A 16,048-nucleotide genomic window follows, 5' to 3' on the forward strand; every position below is an offset into this window, starting at 1 on the left:
GCGTTACAAGCTGTGCATGTTCCATATGAGCGGCAGGACCCTCAGATAATTGCCGCCAAGGAATTTGAGGATGTGCTCCTCCGACCATCCCCTCTTCACCAGATAGGCCGTCACGTTGCTAAGTTCCGCCGGCGCGCCGCAGTCCGAGAGGTAGCGGGTTCGGACGTCATTGCCGAAGGCGGCGGCATAGGTGGATATGGCAGCGGGGTAGCGTTCCAGCGTCATGCGGATTGTCGTTTCGACAAGCGACAGATCCTTCACAGCAGGAAAATCGGTGCCGAGGCTGACGTGATCAGGGCCAACGAGGCCGACCACGTGCTCGAGGTGACGGTAGAAATCATCAAGGCACGGACGCCGCGCTGGATCGCCCGGCCAGCACATGGGTCCATAGACGCTGAGCCCGATCAGTCCGCCCGTTCCGGCAACCGCCCTGATCAGATCGTCTGACTTGTTGCGCGGCACATTTGATATGTACTTCGCATTGGCGTGGGTGAGAAGGACGGGCCGTTGGCTGAGGGCTGCGGCCTCGCGCGCCGATCTCTCGCCCACATGACTGAGGTCAATGGCGATGCCGAGGCGGTTCATTTCGCGAACCACCTTTCGTCCAAACAGGCTCAGGCCTTCGTCAGCGGGTTCGAGGCATCCGTCGCCAATGAAGTTTCGCTCATTGTAGGTGAGTTGCATGACGCGCACACCGAGCCGATGAAATAGCTGCAGGCGCTCGATGCGATCGGAAATCGCGCGCATGTTCTGCCAGCCCATGATGAGGCCAATCTTGCCATCGGCTCGCGCCTGATGAATGTCAGCTACCGAGGTGACGAGCCGCCAACCGGACGCGGGATCATTCACCCGGACCAGCCACTCCGCGATGCCGTCACAAGCCTCCTCGAAATCGGCGTGAAGCCCGGAAACGGTGACGTTGACGGCACTGACGTTTCCCTGCCGCAGCAGTTCGGTCGAGCCGTCGCTCCTGAACATCAACCCGTCGATCAGGAGCGCCTCGGCGTGGAGCGCGGCGGCGCTCATCCCACCAGCCCCGGCGCCGCGGCCTCTGCGCGGAAATGCGGCATGACATCCACCGCGAAGCGTTCGAGGCCGGCCATCACATCACGATGGGAGGCACCGAAGTTCATGTTCAGCTGGATGTCATCGATGCCCAGCCGCTGGTAATGGGCGAGCTTGTCCACGCACTCCTGCGGCGAGCCGATGATGAGGCTGCGGCGGATGTCTTCAAGCGTTTCCGACACCTCGAGAGGGACGATGGCGCCATTCTTCACGCTGCCCGGCGTTTCAAAGACGTTGACGAAGCGCTGGTGATTTTCCAGCGCAAGCTGCAGTTTCTCCCGCGTGTCGGACTCGCTCTTGGTGACGAAGCCCATGCGGAGCATCGAATGGCGCTGGTTCTTCGGGTTGCCGGGTGGCAAGGCCTCGATAAATGCCCGGGCCTGCTTCGTGGCCGCCTCGAACGGATCGCGGAGTGGCGTGGTCATCACGTTGAAACCGCGGCGCACCGAGCCGGCAATGGCCCCCTCCGCGAGGGCTGCAATCCAGATTGGCGGATAGGGCTTCTGCACCGGCCGCGGCGTGATTGTGAGCGGTTCGAAATTGTAGTACTTGCTCTTCCAGCCCACCTCCTCTTGCGTGAGCAAAGCGATGAGCAGGTTCAGCGCATCGTCGAAGCGTTCGCGGCTCTCCTCCACCGGCACGTTGAACCGGTCGAATTCATAGCGGAAGGCACCACGGCCCACGCCCAGTTGCAGGCGGCCTTCCGTCAGGCAGTCGGCTTGTGCGATTTCGCCGGCGAGGCGCCTGATGTCATAAAACGGCAGGACGAGTACCGCGGAAATCAGCGGAATGGCCTTGGTTTCCGCCGCCACCCGCACCGCCGTCAACAGCGGGCTCGGATGCACGAGATAATTGATGAAATGATGCTCGGGAATGGTGAGTGAAATGAAGCCAAGCTCCTCCGCGAGTTTCGCCTCCTCGATCGTGTCGCGGTAAAGTTGAGTAACCGGAAAGGTAATGTCGGGATGATAACAGGGTAAGTAGAAACCAAATTTCACGGCACGATCCTTCCGGCAAGAAAAACAGTACAATTTATTCAAAAATGACTATGTTGATGGCGAAACAGCATGTCAATTCAATGATTGTCCTGATACATTAAGCTATGTGGTCACCTCAGATCGATTGTTCCGCGGGCCGCCTCTACGTTGCCTTGGCCGAAGCTCTTGCCGATGACATTGCCGCGGGACGCCTCGTGCCGGGCGAGCGTCTGCCGACGCATCGCGAACTTGCCTGGCACCTCAAATTGTCGGTCAGCACCGTCAGCAAGGCTTATGCTCTGGCGGAGCGGCGGCGCCTCATTCAAGGTGAAGTGGGGCGCGGTACATTCGTGACGCCGCGGTCTTCGGACCTGTCACGTGCCGAGCCCAACCGGGCGCAGCCTGATCTCATCGATCTCAGTTTCAATTGTCCTGTGCTTTTCCCTGAAACGGATGCAGCCGTCGCGAAGGCGATGCAGGAAGCGGCCATAGGTGGCATGGACAAGCTCCTGCCCTATCACCGGCAGTGGCTGGGGTTGCCGCATCACCGCGCCGCCGCGGCGCAATGGCTCTCCACCGTCATGCCGGAAATGGCACCGGAGGATATCGTCGTGGTGAACGGCGCCCAGCATGGCACTGCTGCAATTCTCGCCGCGCTGACCGCGCCGGGAGACGTGGTCGCGATCGAGGAGCTGGCCGACCCCGGTATCCGGTTCCTGACGAGTAACCGGCAACTGACTACGCGCTCGGTGGCAATGGATGCCGGCGGCATTATACCGGACTCGCTCGAAGCGATCTGCCGGACAGAGCGCATTGCAGCACTGATCTGCATGCCCACGCACCAGAGCCCGACGCTCGCCGTGATGCCCGCTGAACGGCGGTTAGAGATCGCGGAGATCGCGCGGCGGCACAAGCTCACGATCATCGAGAACGATGTTTACGGCCACCTCTCCGATCAGCCGCTTCCGACGCTCGCCAGCATGCTGCCGGAGAGCTGCTTCTATATAAATAGCTTGTCCAAGACGGTGGCACCCGGTTTGCGCGTCGGCTTCATCGTGGCACCATCTGACCGCGGCAGCGACCTGATCCCGGGACTCGCGGCAACGACGTGGATGACGTCTCCCCTTTCAGCCGAGATTGCGAGCCGCCTTATCGGAAGCGGGGCTGCGGCAGATATCGCGCGCCGGCAGCGGGAAGAAATGCGCAAGCGGCAGGAATTGGCGCAGCGCATTCTCTCAGGTCACCGTTTCAGCACGCTTCCAGCGGCGATGCATCTGTGGCTGCAGCTTCCCGAGACCTGGCGCGCCGAGAGTTTCGTTGCTTCGCTGAAGCGGCGCGGTGTTGCGGTGACCCCGGCGGAAGCTTTTGCCACCGGGCACGGGACGTCTCCCCACTCGGTGCGCCTCAGCCTGGGGGGAGCGACCGCGGACCGAAGCGAGTTGCAGCAGGGCCTGCAGATTGTCGCAGAAATGCTGGCCAACCGGCCACCCTCAAGCTTCCTGCTTCTCTGATCCTCAGATGGAACCGCACAGATGATTCACGAGCTCCGCCACTATGACGCCGTGCCCAGCAAGAAGGATGCGCTCATGGAGCGCTTCTTCAATGGTACTTTCGCCCTGTTCGCGCAGCATGGCTTCAGGCTCATTCAGTTCTGGGACCAGCCGGACAGCAATGAGCTCTGGTACATCCTCGCCTGGCCGAACCGTGAGGACATGGCGCGCGGCTGGAACAATTTCAAGAACGACGATGGCTGGAAAGCCTTGAAGGCTTCGAGCGAGGCGGATGGCCCGTTGATCGAGAACATCAGATCCGTGGTGCTTCTGCCGAGGAGCCCTTCGGCGCCCGATGATATCGGAGGCTAGATCTCCCGCCTGGCGGACGGTACCAAGCTGGTGGCCGACCAGTCGGGGCAGGCAGGGCTCCTCAATCCCCTGCATCTTGAAGCGCCCCTGCACCGAAGAGATGCGCATGGCGTGCGCAGATCTTCGGCCAGATGGGTTCAATATCAACACCTTCTATGCCGAAAACGCACCTCAACACGTCATGCATGTCCTGAGGTGACGTCAACAGGCGCCGCTGCGTTCCGGAACGAGTCTTGTTGCGCAGCACGCGACCTGTCAGGCAGGCTATTGAATTCTCTTTCATGAGCTCGCAATCGAGAGTTTCCACAAAGACCGACGCTGGCGACGTCTGCAGCTCCGATGCATATGCGTTCAATCTGGCCTCATCCGCAGGCTCAATCCGAAGGTCGTAGTCTGTTGGATAACCGAACGAATGATTGAAGATGCGCCATGTATCGTCTTCCAACGCTTCGACCCGGAAATCCAGTTCGCTCTGTCGGTAGGTTCCGGGCTGGAGTGGAAGGGGTTCGCGCATCCCATCGCCAAGACCGAGATCAGCAATGTAGAAACGATCGAGTTTGATCAGCAGGACCAAGTGATTGTTCCAGACAGGATCACCACATTCGCGGCGATGGATGCCCCCAGGTGCGCGCAGGACATCAAAACCGATTTCCTGAAGGGCCCAGCCAAGCAGGCCGTTCATCTCATAGCACCAGCCGCCCCGCTTGCGGGTCACCAGCTTGTCAAAAATCCGGTCAATCGCGTGGTCTATTGGGATTTCGAATTGTATATCGAGATTTTCGTAGGGAATAGTCAGAGCATGGCTTCGATGAATGCCAGCGAGACACTGAAGCGTTGGCTCAACCGGGCCCCTGTATCCGATCCGGTCGAGATAGGCCTGCAGCTCCGTTTGCAAGGATTGTTCACCACGAGGATTTGGCACCACGGCACAGTATGTGAGGTGTACAGCATCGGCGCAGCAGAATCAAAACGGGTCATTCGCAGATCTTGTAATTCGCGCTCTTGCCGTGAAGGCCCATGTCGAAGTGGAAATGGGTGGCATGAGCGGCGTTGGATCCTGGCCCCAGAACCGTACTGAAATAGCCGCAAGCCGTCGTTCGCAGGCCGCGCAGGAGTTGATAGGATGCCGACGAGGCGTCGCTGGCGGAGGCCACTTGGATGTTGGTGCCATCCTCCAGCGTGATGCTGGTGATATCCACCGCGTTGCCGGAGGCATGCTCACTGATCTTGGCGGTGGTATCACCGTTGCGGCCGCGGCAATCAAAACCGGGACCCGTTGCCACTTTCGCAAGTCTCGATTTTTCCTTGGCGATCACTCCAGGTGCGGCTGCATCTGTAAGCCAGAGTGAGAATTGCAGTGCGAATTTGCAATTGAGCAGCGGCCTCTCCGGAAGCGCGATGTTACCACCTGCCGACACAACCGAGAACAGTTCAACCGGCGTTCCGATGTGGCAGTTCGGCTTGTCCGTGGCCTGTTGGGCAGACTCAAATCCAATGCCGGCATTTTTCAGTTGCGATAAACATCCCGCATCAACAGTTGCTGCGGGAGCTGGAACGGCGGGAGGACCTTCAGGCGGCCTTTGCTGAGGTGTGGGCGGTGTGGCTACAGGCGGCGGTGTGACGGCGGAAGGTGGCGCTTCGGTGGAAACGGAGGGCTGCTTTGCAAAATCCTCCACCGGCGGGCCTTGCACCTCGGGCTTAAGGGCGGGCAATGGTGGCTGGACACCGGGATTTTCGGGTGGGGCTTCGGCCTGATGAACAGGGGGCAGTTCCGGCCGCGGTTTCGGAATGGGCGCCTCCGATGATTCATGCGGTGCTTCGATGACTTGGGCCGGAGCGACCTGCCCCGGCTTCAAGACCGGTTTGGGCGCTGGTACAGTTGCCTGCGGCTTTGGCTTCGCTTGTGGCTTCTTCGCGGCTGGTGATGCGTGCCTGGGCTTTGCGGGGCACTTCAGCTTGAAGGACTTGCAGAAATCATCGCCCATCTGATCCAGCGCTTCGGCCACGGGTTTGAGTGACGGCACTTGCTGGCCTGCAACCGCACTCGCTGTCATCAGCCAGAGCGAAGCGCCGGTCCCTACAAGCGTTGCAAGCAAGGCAGACACCGCCTGTGTGGTCGTGATCATATCATTCTCTGCCTCGGCCGATTCATTGACCTAGGCTAACACATTCACCCTTGAGAATGATCCCGCTGAAAAATGGCGCCAGCACGTCTTGGGGTGCGATGTGGCGCTCTGCTCGCGTAGATCGCCAGCCACGCGAGCACCGGTTGCAAAGCAAGGCGCGGCACATGGTAGAGCCAGCCCAAGCCGGAGCTGCTGCCGAGGTCCTGCATGGCATGTTGAATGTTCGCTGGAAACACCAGGACGGCATAGAGGGCAAGACAAAGCCCGGCACCTCTTCGCCATCTCTTAGTCCCCAGTCCCGCAGCACCTGCGATTTCGCAGAGGCCGGTAACGGTATCCAATGCGGCATGATGGACAGGAACGGCGCCGGTAAGAGAAGGTGAAGGACCCCGGCCGACGCATAGAGCGCGATCAGCGCCCATCTCACTGCTGCACGGCGGTGTTCCATCTGTTGCCCCCCGGGCCGCCTGCAGCACTTCATTCTGCTGCAGGCGCCGGATTTCTCAATGCGGCCTGAAGATTACATCTTGGGAAGGAGGACGTGGTCAACAACATGGATCACGCCGTTTGACTGCTTCACGTCAGCAATCGTGACCATTGCGGTTCCACCTGCTTCATCCTTGATCATGATCTTGCCGTCCTTGGCGGTGAGCCAAAGCTTGCAGCCACCGACCGTCGTGACTTCGTGCGTTCCGCCATCCGCCATGGCCATCTTGGAAACATCTGCCGAGAGCGCCTCCGCGGCGACGACGTGACATGTGAGGATCTTGACCAGCATGTCCTTGTTATCCGGCTTCAGCAAGTTTTCGACCGTGCCGGCGGGAAGCGCCGCGAAAGCTTCATTGGTTGGGGCGAAGACGGTGAATGGCCCCTTTCCCTGCAGCGTATCCACAAGACCTGCAGCCTTAACCGCCGCAACCAGCGTGGTGTGATCCTTGGAGTTCATCGCATTCTCGACGATATTCTTGTCCTCAAACATGGCTGCGCCGCCGACCTTCGGGTTCGCTGCACTGACCAGTCCCGTGCTGAAGGCCAGGACCATGGATGTGCACGCTGCGAGAAGCACGCCTTTGAAGTTGCTCATCATTGTATCTCCCTTTGCCTGTCATCATCGACAGTGCATCAAGTCACGTGATGGGCACGGAGAGAGTTTCAGAATTTTGGACACAGAGTCGTGAGCGATGCGTGCACGGCTGTGATCGTGGCTTACGGTGCTAGACCGAATTGAGTTTTGCAGCCGCCAGAATGGCGCCCGTCGGCTGTCCGGTCGGTGATCCGCCTGAGGGTTCATCGCTTACGGCTAGGACAGCATCCTCGGCGGCCTTCCTCAGCGCATTTGGAAGGATCAGGGATCCGCTTACATCAGCAGGCAGGAGACCTAACGAAACCGGTGCGTTCTTGCCGGCCAGAAGCCACAGCTCAAATGACCTGCCAGGCACCGGATCAGGCGACAAGCGGTTGAAGCGCAGGGTGCCGGTCCGCGGGTCATAGAAGGTCACGAGCTTGATGCGTCCCGCATCGCCGTTCAACTCAGCGACATAGGCGCCCTTCACCGTGCCGCCGGGACGCCAATCCGCAAAATAGGCGGTTGTAAGTGCGACGAGAGCGGCGAACAGCGCGGCGGTTAACGATTGCCAGAAGCGAAGGCCCAGCCAAGGAGCAGGAGCCGGTGCAGTGTCCGGGAACAAGCGCCTTTCCAGCGAACTCAGCAGCCACACCGGAGGAGCCACCGGCACCACATCATCGAGCAGCGGAGAAAATTTTCCACCCCAATAGTCAACGCGAGACTTCAGCTCCTGATCAACGAGCAGACGTTGCGCAAATTCGGTTCGTTCCGCATGGGGCAGAACGCCCAGGACGTACTCTGCGGCAATGAATTCGTCATCCTTGCGTTCCCGCGTGCCGCTCGTCATCGCTGCAGGCATTCCTTGAGGCTCAAGAGGCTTCGCCTGAGCCAGGTGCGGATTGTATTCAACGGTATGCCGTAGCGGCTGGCGAGTTCCTGATAGCTATAGCCCTCGACATAGGCGGCCCGAATGGCTTCCGCACGCTGCTGTTGGAGTTCTTCAAGGCAGCGTTCGATACGCTTGCCCTCAGACTTGGCAAGAAGCGCGTGTTCTGGATCAGGAAGCTCATCCGCAACGCCCGCGCTATCATCCAACTCGATGGCCTGGGGCTTGCGAGATCTCGCACGATCAATGGCATGATTGCGGGCGATGGCTGCAAGCCAGCTTATCGGGCTGTATTCACCCGCACTGAACCTCAGCGCATTGTGCCAGATTTTCACATAAACCTCTTGCAGAGCGTCCTCAGCTTCGCTCTGTTCCCGCAAGACACGCATGCAGACTGCAAAAAGTTTCGGACTCGTCAGCTCATAGAGCTTCCGGAAGGCCTTCCGGTCACCAATACCGATATGGCTGATCAGTTCGGCCAGGTCGCTCGACGCCATGAGCAGATCTCAATATCTCAATGTCTCAATTCGCCGCCATGGGAGCCTGACCGCAGGGATGGGCCGTGTCAACCGTCTTGACCATCAGCGCGCGGGACCGAACTCCCTGCCCAGCCGGTAAGCCTCATTGAGGTGGCGCGCCCGCGCCTCGGCGTTCCACGTCGCGTCAAGGAACAGTTCGATGCCGATCGGGTCTGAGCCCACATAGCCAAGAACACCATCCTTCCACAAATGCCGGAGGGACTCATCATAACGGTGCTCGTCCATGACCCGCTGTGAACTCCCGACGGAGACCAGGAACACGCAGGGGCGCGGTTTGAGCAGGCTCCCCACCGGATCATGCCGGCGCCTGTAGGCCCAGCCCGCCGAAAAGACGCGGTCGAGCCAGCCCTTCAGGAGGGCCGGCATCCCGTACCACCACAGCGGAAAGATGAGCGCCAGTCCATCGCAGCGTTCATATCGCTCCTGCTCTGCCAGCACATCGGCTGGCATTTGCCCGCCGTCGAACTGCGCGAAATCCGGCTCATCCAAAACCGGGTTGAAGCCCTCCCGGTAGAGGTCCGCAATATCGGCTTCATGGCCCAAAGCCTCCAGCCCCGCCGCGAAGCGCGCGGCGAGGCTGCTGGTGAAGGAGTCGTGGCGGGGATGGCAGAAGACGCACAGAACGCGCATGCCGCGGTCAGGCAAACCACCAGCGATCAAAGAACATGCGGCCATCGACCTCGTAGTTGTTGGCGAGCTTGCCATGCGCAACCTTGTCGCTAGTGGCAAACACGTCATTGGCGAACAGCGGGATCACCGCGCCCCCCTCGTCTCTGACGAGCAATTGGAGCTCGCGATACATCTCCGCCCGCTTCGTCTGATCGAGTTCGGAGCGCGCCTGCTTCAGCACGGTGTTGAAGCGCTCGTTGTTCCACGCCGTGTCATTCCAGCTTGCGCCACCCGAATAGGCTTGCGTCAGGATGTCGTCCGGCGTGGGTGTGCCAAACCAATAGGCGGCGCACCACGGCTTCTTCTGCCAGATGTTCGTCCAATATCCATCATCCGGCTCGCGCTCGACGTTTATCTTGATTCCGGCTTTCTCCGCACTCTGCTGATAGATCAGGGCCGCATCAGTGGCCCGCGTGAAGGCGGCGTTGGCAGCACTCAGCTTCACGTCAAGCGTCTCCATGCCTGCCTGCTTCAGATAGAAGCGCGCCTTGTCCAGATCGTATGTGCGCTGCTCAATGTCGGCGGCGAAGAAGGGGTAGGCAGAGGTGATCGGCTGATCATTTCCGAGAACACCATGCCCGAACAGGATCGCCTCCAGCATCGCCTCACGGTCGATCGCATGTTTCAATGCTAGCCGCACGTTATTGTCACTGAAGGGGGCGGTGTTGGTCAACATCGGGAAGGTGTAGTGCAGCTTGCCGCTCACCTCGTCCACCTTGATCCCCGGGGATTTTCCGAATTCTCCCAGAGTGCTGAGGTCGAGCCTGTCGATGCCGTCAACTTCGCCGGCCAGCAGGGCATTCTGCCGTGCGGTCACATCCTTCACGGAGAGAAGTTCGCCGCTGTCGAAGAAGCCACGGTCGGTCAGCCAGTAATTGGGGTTCTTGATGAACTCAGCCCGCTCCCCCGGCACGAATTTCGTGAGCTTATAGGCACCGGCGCCGATCATCCCTTGCCAGTTCAGGCTCCCATCCTCATTCGCCGGATAGATGCCAAAGCTGAACGTGCTGAACTTGAACGGAATGTCGGCGTCGCCACTCTCAAGCTTGATCACGACGGCGTTGCCGCCATCGGGCTCGATCGACACGATGGAGCTTACGATGGGTTTGGCGGAAGATGTTGAGTCTGGCCGGCGGTGATGATTGATCGACGCGACCACATCCTTGGCCGTCAGCGTCTTGCCATTGTGAAACTCAACACCCTTGCGGATGCGAAAGACCCATTTGCTGGCGCCTTCCGAGGCTTCCCAGCTTTCGGCAAGTTTCGGGACAAGAGAACCGTCGGTCGCCACCTCCGTCAACGTGTTGGTCATCGCATAGGCAATGACAGTGGTGTAGCCATTGTTAACATGACCGGGATCCAGTGTGTCGGCAACTTCGCCATGCGCCATCGCGAAGCGCATGTGGCCGCCGGACTTGGGTGTTGCTGCGGCGCGCACGGGCGACGAGAGGCCGGTAAGGGCACTTCCGCCCATCCCCGCCATCGCGAGCAGCATCACTGCGTCACGCCGGGTAATCTTTCCGGCGCTCAGCGCCTTGAACACGTCTGCCGTCGAAAGCCTGTCCGATGCCATTGAAGTAACCTCCTCGCTTGAATTGTTGCCTGCCCGAAAGCACGATGAATGAAAGCGTTTCATCTCAACCAAAGCTCGCTGCCGCGGCCTGCTGCTTTGGCGTTGTCGTAGATCGCCCGGCCCAACGCGATATCGCTGATGGCGAAACCCCGGTGCCAGAAGACAATGCGCTCTTCCTCGGTCTGACGCCCTGGGCGCATGCCCGCAGCGATCTCCCCGATCTCGGCGTGAAGGTGATCGCGCGTCAGCCGGCCGCTGCGGATGAGCGGCTCGAACGTGCCGCCCTCGCAGCACTGCCGCCAGTCGTCGACGACGAACTTGTCTGCCTCCTCGGGCACCCTGTCTTCGATCGCCGAGATCCAGCCATAGGTGATCAGGAGTGCACCGGGCTTCAGCATGGCCTCCGTGATAAGGCTCTGCGGCCGCTCGAGCCGCGTCGCCTCCACGATGATGTCTGCACCGCTGACCGCCTCACCGGCATCCTCCACGGCGCGCGCCTTGATGCCCAGTTCAGCTTCAACCAGGCGGGCGAGTTCCTCGCGCGTCTCAGCCCGCAAGCTGTTGATCCGCACCTCTTCGATGGGGCAATATTGCGCGATCGCCTTGATATTGGCGAAGGCCGTGCCGCGCGCGCCGATATGCGCAAGAATGCGCGAAGATTTGCGAGCCAGGTGCTTGGCGCCCAGACCGGAAACCGCACCCGTCCTCAGCCAGGTGAGGTTGGTCGCATCCATCAGACACAGGGGAACGCCGGTGCGCGGATCATAGAGTGTCAGCAGCGCCACTTCGGAAGGAAGGTCATGTTTGTAGTTGTCGACGTAGTCTCCGATGACCTTGACACCGGCCGTCTCCAACGGATCGACATAGCCCATCAGAATGTTGAAGTGCCCGTTGTAGAGCTTGTCGAGATGGATGTGGCCTTTGGGAGGGAGCACCACCTGCCCGGCGCCATGGGCCCTGAGCCCGTCCTCCACGATGTCACAGATCGCGGCAAAGCCGGGCGTTGACGCCTCCACATCCCTGCTGTTCAGGTAAAGGAAAGAAAGCGAAGGGGTGCTCATTGCGGAACCTTCGCGCTGTCACGCACTTCGGCCGCCACGTTGAGGAAGGGCCGTTCCACCACCGTGGCTTTGACCGCGCCATGCGCGCCCTCGACCTCGACAACCGTTCCCAGTTCGGAAGCGCCGGCGTCGACCTGCGCATAGCCGATCGTGGCGTTGAGGCGGGGGGAAAACACCATGACGGTTGTCCGCCCGGCGTCCTTGCCATTGAAACGCACCGGCTTTGCGCCAAAATACGCAGGTTCCTTCGAGAAGCCCGATCCTTCGATTTTCAGTGAGACGAGCTTCCATTTGACGCCATTCTTCGCGTAGCTGGCCAGTGCACGCTTGCCGATGAAGTCGACCGGCTTGTTCAGGTCTACCATGCGGTCCAGCCCGAGGTGATAAGGGCTCGCAGTCAGCGGGAAGTCGGACCGCATCGCGATGATGCCGGCTTCCACGCGGCGGATCGTGTTGGGTCCGGTGACCCTCAGGTTGAAGTCACCTCCCGCGGCCTTGACCTTGTCCCAGAGTTCGAGACCCCGAGAGACATCCTGAAGGTAGATCTCATAGCCGAGGTCACCGCTCCAGCCTGTTCTGGTTATCACCACCGGCATGCCGTCGATCTCCGCTTCAAGGGCGCGGTAATATTTGAGCTCGTTCAGTTGCTCACCAAAGAGCCTGACCATCAGGTCCCGCGATTTCTTGCCCTGCAACTGAATGGGTGCCACGTCCGGCTCGCTGATCTTGACGTTGAGCCCGGCAAAACAGGCGACACCCTTGAGCCACAACGCCAGGTCACTGTCCGCGGCGGAAAGCCAGTAACGCTCCTGCTCCAGCCGGATCAGCACAGGATCGTTAATGACGTGCCCATCGGCATCGGTCAGCACCACATACCGGCAGTGGCCGGGCAGGCATTTATCCAAATTGCGGGGGATGACGAGATCCATGAAGGCCGTGGCATCGGGACCGGACACCTCAACCTGCTTTTCGGCTGCCACGTCCCACAGCGTCACGTCGTTGACGAGGGACCAGTATTCCGCCGTCTGGTCGCCGTAACGGTAGGGCATGAACATATGGTTCAGAACTATGTAGGACGACGCTCCGTCCCGGTGCGCGGCATCGAAATATGGCGATCTTTCGAGGGATTGATCGAGTACGGCTAGCAACATCTTCAATATCCTTAATGTAAGAGGACATCTCAGACGTCAGCAGAACTTCTCGAGCGACCAAAAGAGTAGGTTCGGCTTGCGCTTTCCGTCAACCACAATTTTCTTTGCGGCCAGACTTAGCCGCGTTAGCGTCCGCCCAAAGGACCAGCCTGCATGACGCCGCCTCCGGAAAACTCCTTAGCCGCCAATCTCCGCAGCCTCTGCTCGCACCACACGTCGATCGCAGGGGTTTGCCGCAAGCTCAATATCAACCGTCAGCAGTTCAACCGTTATCTGAGCGGAGCCTCCGTTCCCTCGCTGGCCAATTTGCGGAAATTGTCCGACTTCTTCGGTGTCGATGAATATGAACTCATGATGCCGCATGCCGATTTCCTCCGCACTGTAATGCCACGGCCGGTCAACCGGAATTCGCTCGGCCTGCTCGAACTCGCATTCACTCAGCTTGGCGTGGGCGGCGGCTCCTCCCCCAAGTCGTTTGCACAATATTGCGGCATGTATGCCGTCTACTTCTATAGCCCGGTATGGTCTGGCCATATTGTCCGCTCGCTGACTGTCATCGCTGCGCAAAATGACAGCATCGTCAGCAAGAGCATGCAGAAGCTCTATGTTCCGGACACCCGGCAGTCGAGCCGCGTGGTGCAGAAGTTCCGCGGGATCCTCAAGAACATCGTGGACCGGATCTACCTGCTGGAATACGAGACGAATTCCAATGACCTGGCGGCGCTTACCGTGCTTTTTCCGTCGCATCGCAAGCAGCTTCAGTATTTGACGGGGCTGATGCTGACGGTCTCGAGCGGCGGCAATCACCAGCCCTTTGCCACGCGCAGCGTCTATGAGCGGCTGCCGCCCAGTGCCACCTTCAGGGGCGAGCTTGCCCGCTGCCGGCTGTACCAGCCGGATGATCCGGAGATTCCCCAGGAGGTGAGGTTCCGCCTTGCCAACGCATCCGGAGGTTTCTTGCTGGCGGATGCCTTTTGAATATATTCTTAGCTCAATCAGTTGGCGCGGATTCCTGCCCACTGCAGGCCGGACCCTTCGCGAGTTGACGCTCTTTCGCTGCAAACCGATGACGATGCGCCCGTGTCGCGAAATGGCGGGCCATGGCACACTGGCATAACCCTTATGGGTGTCTCGCGTCTTCGGAGCTTCTTGAGCAGCAGATCCAACGGCACTGAGGCAGGTGGTTGCACATGAACGGAATTGTGGCAGGCCGGGCTTTCCTGGCGGCATGGGAAGAGCAGCGCCCGGACAAGATCGGTGGATTGTTTGCCGAGGATGGGGTTTTCGTCAATCCTCTGCATCCCGCACCGCTGGTGGGCCGGAGCACCATTGAAGCGACGATCACGCGGGGCCTTTCAGTGCTGCGGGACGTCAACATCGACATCGAGACGGAGCTTGACCAGGGCCCGCTGGCGGCTATCACTGGCTTGTTCCGCTCCGTCAGGATCGACAAGGATACCCGTTTCGACTTTCCGTTCGCGATCATCGTCGAGATGCGAGGCGCCCTCATCGTGTCCTTGCGCGAATATTTCGATACGGCCCCGCTGCGGTAAAAGGCTGCTCCCCAGGGGTTTGCAACGTCACGGCAGCAACACGACGGAGCCGATGACGGTGCGGTCTTCGAGGGCTGCATGGGCGCTTGCCGCCTGAGAAAGAGGGAAAGTCCGGGGCTGGCCGATGTGGACCAGACCGTCGGCGACAGCCTGAAAGAAGCGGCGGGCCTGCCGGGAGACGTCTTCCTGGGTCGCCGTGTAATGGCCGTAGTTGGGGCGGGACAGGGTCAGAGATTTGCCGGCAAGCCTGCCCACCTCATAAAGGCCGATATCGCCGGAGGCCTGGCCGAAGCTCACCAGGGTGCCACGGATTTTCAGGGATTCGATTGACTTCTCGAAGGTGTCACGACCGACGGCGTCATAGACTGCATCCACACCACGGCCATTGGTGAGGCCCAAGACTTCTTCGGCGAAATCCTGCTGACGGTAATTGATGACATGGGCGCAGCCGGCGGCGGCCGCGCGTTCGGCCTTGGCCGCATTGGAAGTTGTTCCGATGACGCGCGCGCCCAGTGCGCTGGCCCATTGGCACAGTAGCAGGCCGACGCCCCCGGCCGCCGCATGGACCAGGATCGTATCGCCCTCGCGCAGTGCATAGACATCATGCAGCAGGAAGCTTGCCGTAATGCCTTTGAGCAGCGAGGCGGCCATCTGCTCATCCGAGAGGAAATCGGGCGGCTGCACCAGAAGATCAGGTTTCATGACGCGAAGCGCGGCATAGGCGCCAGGCGGCGCACAGGCATAGGCCACTCTATCGCCTATGCGCCAATCAACCACACCCTTCCCCGTGCTTTCGATAACGCCCGCGGCTTCCATTCCCGGCACGCCGGGGGGGCGCACCAGATCGAAATAACCTGTGCGGGTATAGACATCGATGTAATTGACACCGACAGCGCGCTGCCGAATGCGGACTTCGCCAGGGCCTGGCCGTTCAATCGGGATGTTCCGCAGGCGAAGAACCTCGGGGCCGCCGTGGCTTTCGATCACCACGGCTTGTGTTTCGTCCGGCCGCGGGGGTGAGACCGGAGCGGGCGCCCGGACTGCAATCGGAGCGCGGGCGGGGGCACGCACGGGCAGTCCCCGCAGGCTCTTGCCGATGGCCTGGAATCCCGCCGCATAAATCTGTTCGGCCACGAGGTGCCGCATTTCACGCTCCACGCCCGGCGGACAGGTGAAGCGCGAGCGCCATTCCCAGAAGGTCTGCTCACCGTCGGTGACGGGCCGGAGCCGCACATGCGCGACGTAGCCAATGAGCGGTACAGGTGCCTCGAGAATGCAATAGCTGAAGCTGCAGTTCTCATCAGACAGAGCGAGCAGTTGCTCCCTTATCCGTCCGCCATCCGCCAGGCGGAAATCGCGCACGGCACCGACCATATCCGAGGGTGCTCCATCTTCAATTGCGCTGCGGGTGACGGTGGGATGCCACGCCTCATGCCCATTGAAATCGCGCAGGATCGACCAGAGTTGTGCGAGAGGGGCGTCGATGACTGTTGACCGGCGGATTTCGACCATTGCCGGCC

At 60.4% G+C, this 16,048-nt stretch carries 16 protein-coding genes; 4 read left to right on the plus strand and 12 right to left on the minus strand.

The features are described from left to right. Positions 1–3: 3 nt before the first annotated feature. A complete protein-coding gene (locus tag ACO06F_RS05490; RefSeq protein ID WP_421695679.1) occupies positions 4–1,026 on the minus strand; it encodes a dipeptidase in 1,023 nt (340 codons plus the stop codon). After that, positions 1,023–2,063 (minus strand): LLM class flavin-dependent oxidoreductase, encoded by a 1,041-nt coding sequence (locus ACO06F_RS05495; RefSeq protein ID WP_421695680.1) that lies wholly within the window; start codon positions 2,061–2,063, stop codon positions 1,023–1,025. Before ACO06F_RS05495 ends, ACO06F_RS05490 begins: the two co-directional genes overlap by 4 nt. Positions 2,064–2,167: 104 nt before the next feature. Here ACO06F_RS05495 and ACO06F_RS05500 point away from each other — a divergent pair, with 104 nt between their 5' ends. Continuing rightward, positions 2,168–3,553, plus strand: coding sequence for a PLP-dependent aminotransferase family protein (locus tag ACO06F_RS05500; protein ID WP_421695681.1), 1,386 nt, complete (start codon positions 2,168–2,170; stop codon positions 3,551–3,553). 21 nt (positions 3,554–3,574) lie between these two features. Further along, positions 3,575–3,904, plus strand: a complete 330-nt coding sequence (locus tag ACO06F_RS05505) for an NIPSNAP family protein (RefSeq protein ID WP_421695682.1) — start codon at positions 3,575–3,577, stop codon at positions 3,902–3,904. Positions 3,905–3,965: 61 nt separating this feature from the next. Here ACO06F_RS05505 and ACO06F_RS05510 read toward each other — a convergent pair whose 3' ends face one another. From ACO06F_RS05510 to ACO06F_RS05550, 9 genes are all read right to left on the minus strand, one after another. After that, positions 3,966–4,799 (minus strand): arylamine N-acetyltransferase family protein, encoded by an 834-nt coding sequence (locus ACO06F_RS05510; RefSeq protein ID WP_421695683.1) that lies wholly within the window; start codon positions 4,797–4,799, stop codon positions 3,966–3,968. Between the two features lie 79 nt (positions 4,800–4,878). Further along, positions 4,879–6,030: an extensin family protein gene (locus ACO06F_RS05515; protein ID WP_421695684.1), complete on the minus strand. Its 1,152-nt coding sequence runs from the start codon at positions 6,028–6,030 to the stop codon at positions 4,879–4,881. Positions 6,031–6,550: 520 nt separating this feature from the next. Beyond that, complete coding sequence (locus tag ACO06F_RS05520) at positions 6,551–7,072, minus strand: fasciclin domain-containing protein (protein WP_421696630.1); 522 nt, start codon at positions 7,070–7,072, stop codon at positions 6,551–6,553. Between the two features lie 172 nt (positions 7,073–7,244). Continuing rightward, positions 7,245–7,943 carry an anti-sigma factor gene (locus tag ACO06F_RS05525; protein ID WP_421695685.1) on the minus strand — a complete coding sequence of 233 codons (699 nt, stop codon included), beginning with the start codon at positions 7,941–7,943 and terminating at the stop codon, positions 7,245–7,247. Beyond that, entirely contained in the window at positions 7,940–8,479 is a 540-nt protein-coding gene (locus ACO06F_RS05530) for a sigma-70 family RNA polymerase sigma factor (protein ID WP_421695686.1), read from the minus strand. Before ACO06F_RS05530 ends, ACO06F_RS05525 begins: the two co-directional genes overlap by 4 nt. A gap of 84 nt (positions 8,480–8,563) precedes the next feature. Then, positions 8,564–9,151, minus strand: a complete 588-nt coding sequence (locus ACO06F_RS05535) for an NAD(P)H-dependent oxidoreductase (protein ID WP_421695687.1) — start codon at positions 9,149–9,151, stop codon at positions 8,564–8,566. A gap of 7 nt (positions 9,152–9,158) precedes the next feature. After that, positions 9,159–10,763: an ABC transporter substrate-binding protein gene (locus ACO06F_RS05540; protein ID WP_421695688.1), complete on the minus strand. Its 1,605-nt coding sequence runs from the start codon at positions 10,761–10,763 to the stop codon at positions 9,159–9,161. A 59-nt stretch (positions 10,764–10,822) separates the two neighbouring features. After that, positions 10,823–11,824 carry an ornithine cyclodeaminase family protein gene (locus ACO06F_RS05545; RefSeq protein ID WP_421695689.1) on the minus strand — a complete coding sequence of 334 codons (1,002 nt, stop codon included), beginning with the start codon at positions 11,822–11,824 and terminating at the stop codon, positions 10,823–10,825. Next, positions 11,821–12,975 (minus strand): glycine cleavage T C-terminal barrel domain-containing protein, encoded by a 1,155-nt coding sequence (locus ACO06F_RS05550; RefSeq protein WP_421695690.1) that lies wholly within the window; start codon positions 12,973–12,975, stop codon positions 11,821–11,823. The genes ACO06F_RS05545 and ACO06F_RS05550 overlap by 4 nt, the downstream gene beginning before the upstream one ends. Before the next feature lie 153 nt (positions 12,976–13,128). Between ACO06F_RS05550 and ACO06F_RS05555 the strand changes: the two genes are divergently transcribed. Together ACO06F_RS05555 and ACO06F_RS05560 are read left to right on the plus strand one after the other, a co-directional pair. Next, positions 13,129–13,953, plus strand: coding sequence for a helix-turn-helix domain-containing protein (locus ACO06F_RS05555; protein ID WP_421695691.1), 825 nt, complete (start codon positions 13,129–13,131; stop codon positions 13,951–13,953). Positions 13,954–14,165: 212 nt separating this feature from the next. Further along, positions 14,166–14,528 (plus strand): nuclear transport factor 2 family protein, encoded by a 363-nt coding sequence (locus tag ACO06F_RS05560; protein WP_421695692.1) that lies wholly within the window; start codon positions 14,166–14,168, stop codon positions 14,526–14,528. A 27-nt stretch (positions 14,529–14,555) separates the two neighbouring features. Here the strand turns inward: ACO06F_RS05560 and ACO06F_RS05565 are convergent, their stop codons facing one another. Beyond that, entirely contained in the window at positions 14,556–16,040 is a 1,485-nt protein-coding gene (locus tag ACO06F_RS05565; RefSeq protein ID WP_421695693.1) for a zinc-binding dehydrogenase, read from the minus strand. Positions 16,041–16,048 lie beyond the last annotated feature (8 nt).

Source organism: Aestuariivirga sp. (assembly GCF_965227715.1).
Classification (GTDB): domain Bacteria; phylum Pseudomonadota; class Alphaproteobacteria; order Rhizobiales; family Aestuariivirgaceae; genus Aestuariivirga.

What these genes read in the sequence shown, in the direction of transcription:
- ACO06F_RS05490 (WP_421695679.1), bottom strand. Translation starts at nt 1,026, where the DNA reads ATGAGCGCCGCCGCGCTCCACGCCGAGGCGCTCCTGATCGACGGGTTG.
- ACO06F_RS05500 (WP_421695681.1), top strand. Translation starts at nt 2,168, where the DNA reads ATGTGGTCACCTCAGATCGATTGTTCCGCGGGCCGCCTCTACGTTGCC.
- ACO06F_RS05505 (WP_421695682.1), top strand. Translation starts at nt 3,575, where the DNA reads ATGATTCACGAGCTCCGCCACTATGACGCCGTGCCCAGCAAGAAGGAT.
- ACO06F_RS05515 (WP_421695684.1), bottom strand. Translation starts at nt 6,030, where the DNA reads ATGATCACGACCACACAGGCGGTGTCTGCCTTGCTTGCAACGCTTGTA.
- ACO06F_RS05520 (WP_421696630.1), bottom strand. Translation starts at nt 7,072, where the DNA reads ATGGTCCTGGCCTTCAGCACGGGACTGGTCAGTGCAGCGAACCCGAAG.
- ACO06F_RS05525 (WP_421695685.1), bottom strand. Translation starts at nt 7,943, where the DNA reads ATGACGAGCGGCACGCGGGAACGCAAGGATGACGAATTCATTGCCGCA.
- ACO06F_RS05530 (WP_421695686.1), bottom strand. Translation starts at nt 8,479, where the DNA reads ATGGCGTCGAGCGACCTGGCCGAACTGATCAGCCATATCGGTATTGGT.
- ACO06F_RS05535 (WP_421695687.1), bottom strand. Translation starts at nt 9,151, where the DNA reads ATGCGCGTTCTGTGCGTCTTCTGCCATCCCCGCCACGACTCCTTCACC.
- ACO06F_RS05540 (WP_421695688.1), bottom strand. Translation starts at nt 10,763, where the DNA reads ATGGCATCGGACAGGCTTTCGACGGCAGACGTGTTCAAGGCGCTGAGC.
- ACO06F_RS05545 (WP_421695689.1), bottom strand. Translation starts at nt 11,824, where the DNA reads ATGAGCACCCCTTCGCTTTCTTTCCTTTACCTGAACAGCAGGGATGTG.
- ACO06F_RS05550 (WP_421695690.1), bottom strand. Translation starts at nt 12,975, where the DNA reads ATGTTGCTAGCCGTACTCGATCAATCCCTCGAAAGATCGCCATATTTC.
- ACO06F_RS05555 (WP_421695691.1), top strand. Translation starts at nt 13,129, where the DNA reads ATGACGCCGCCTCCGGAAAACTCCTTAGCCGCCAATCTCCGCAGCCTC.
- ACO06F_RS05560 (WP_421695692.1), top strand. Translation starts at nt 14,166, where the DNA reads ATGAACGGAATTGTGGCAGGCCGGGCTTTCCTGGCGGCATGGGAAGAG.
- ACO06F_RS05565 (WP_421695693.1), bottom strand. Translation starts at nt 16,040, where the DNA reads ATGGTCGAAATCCGCCGGTCAACAGTCATCGACGCCCCTCTCGCACAA.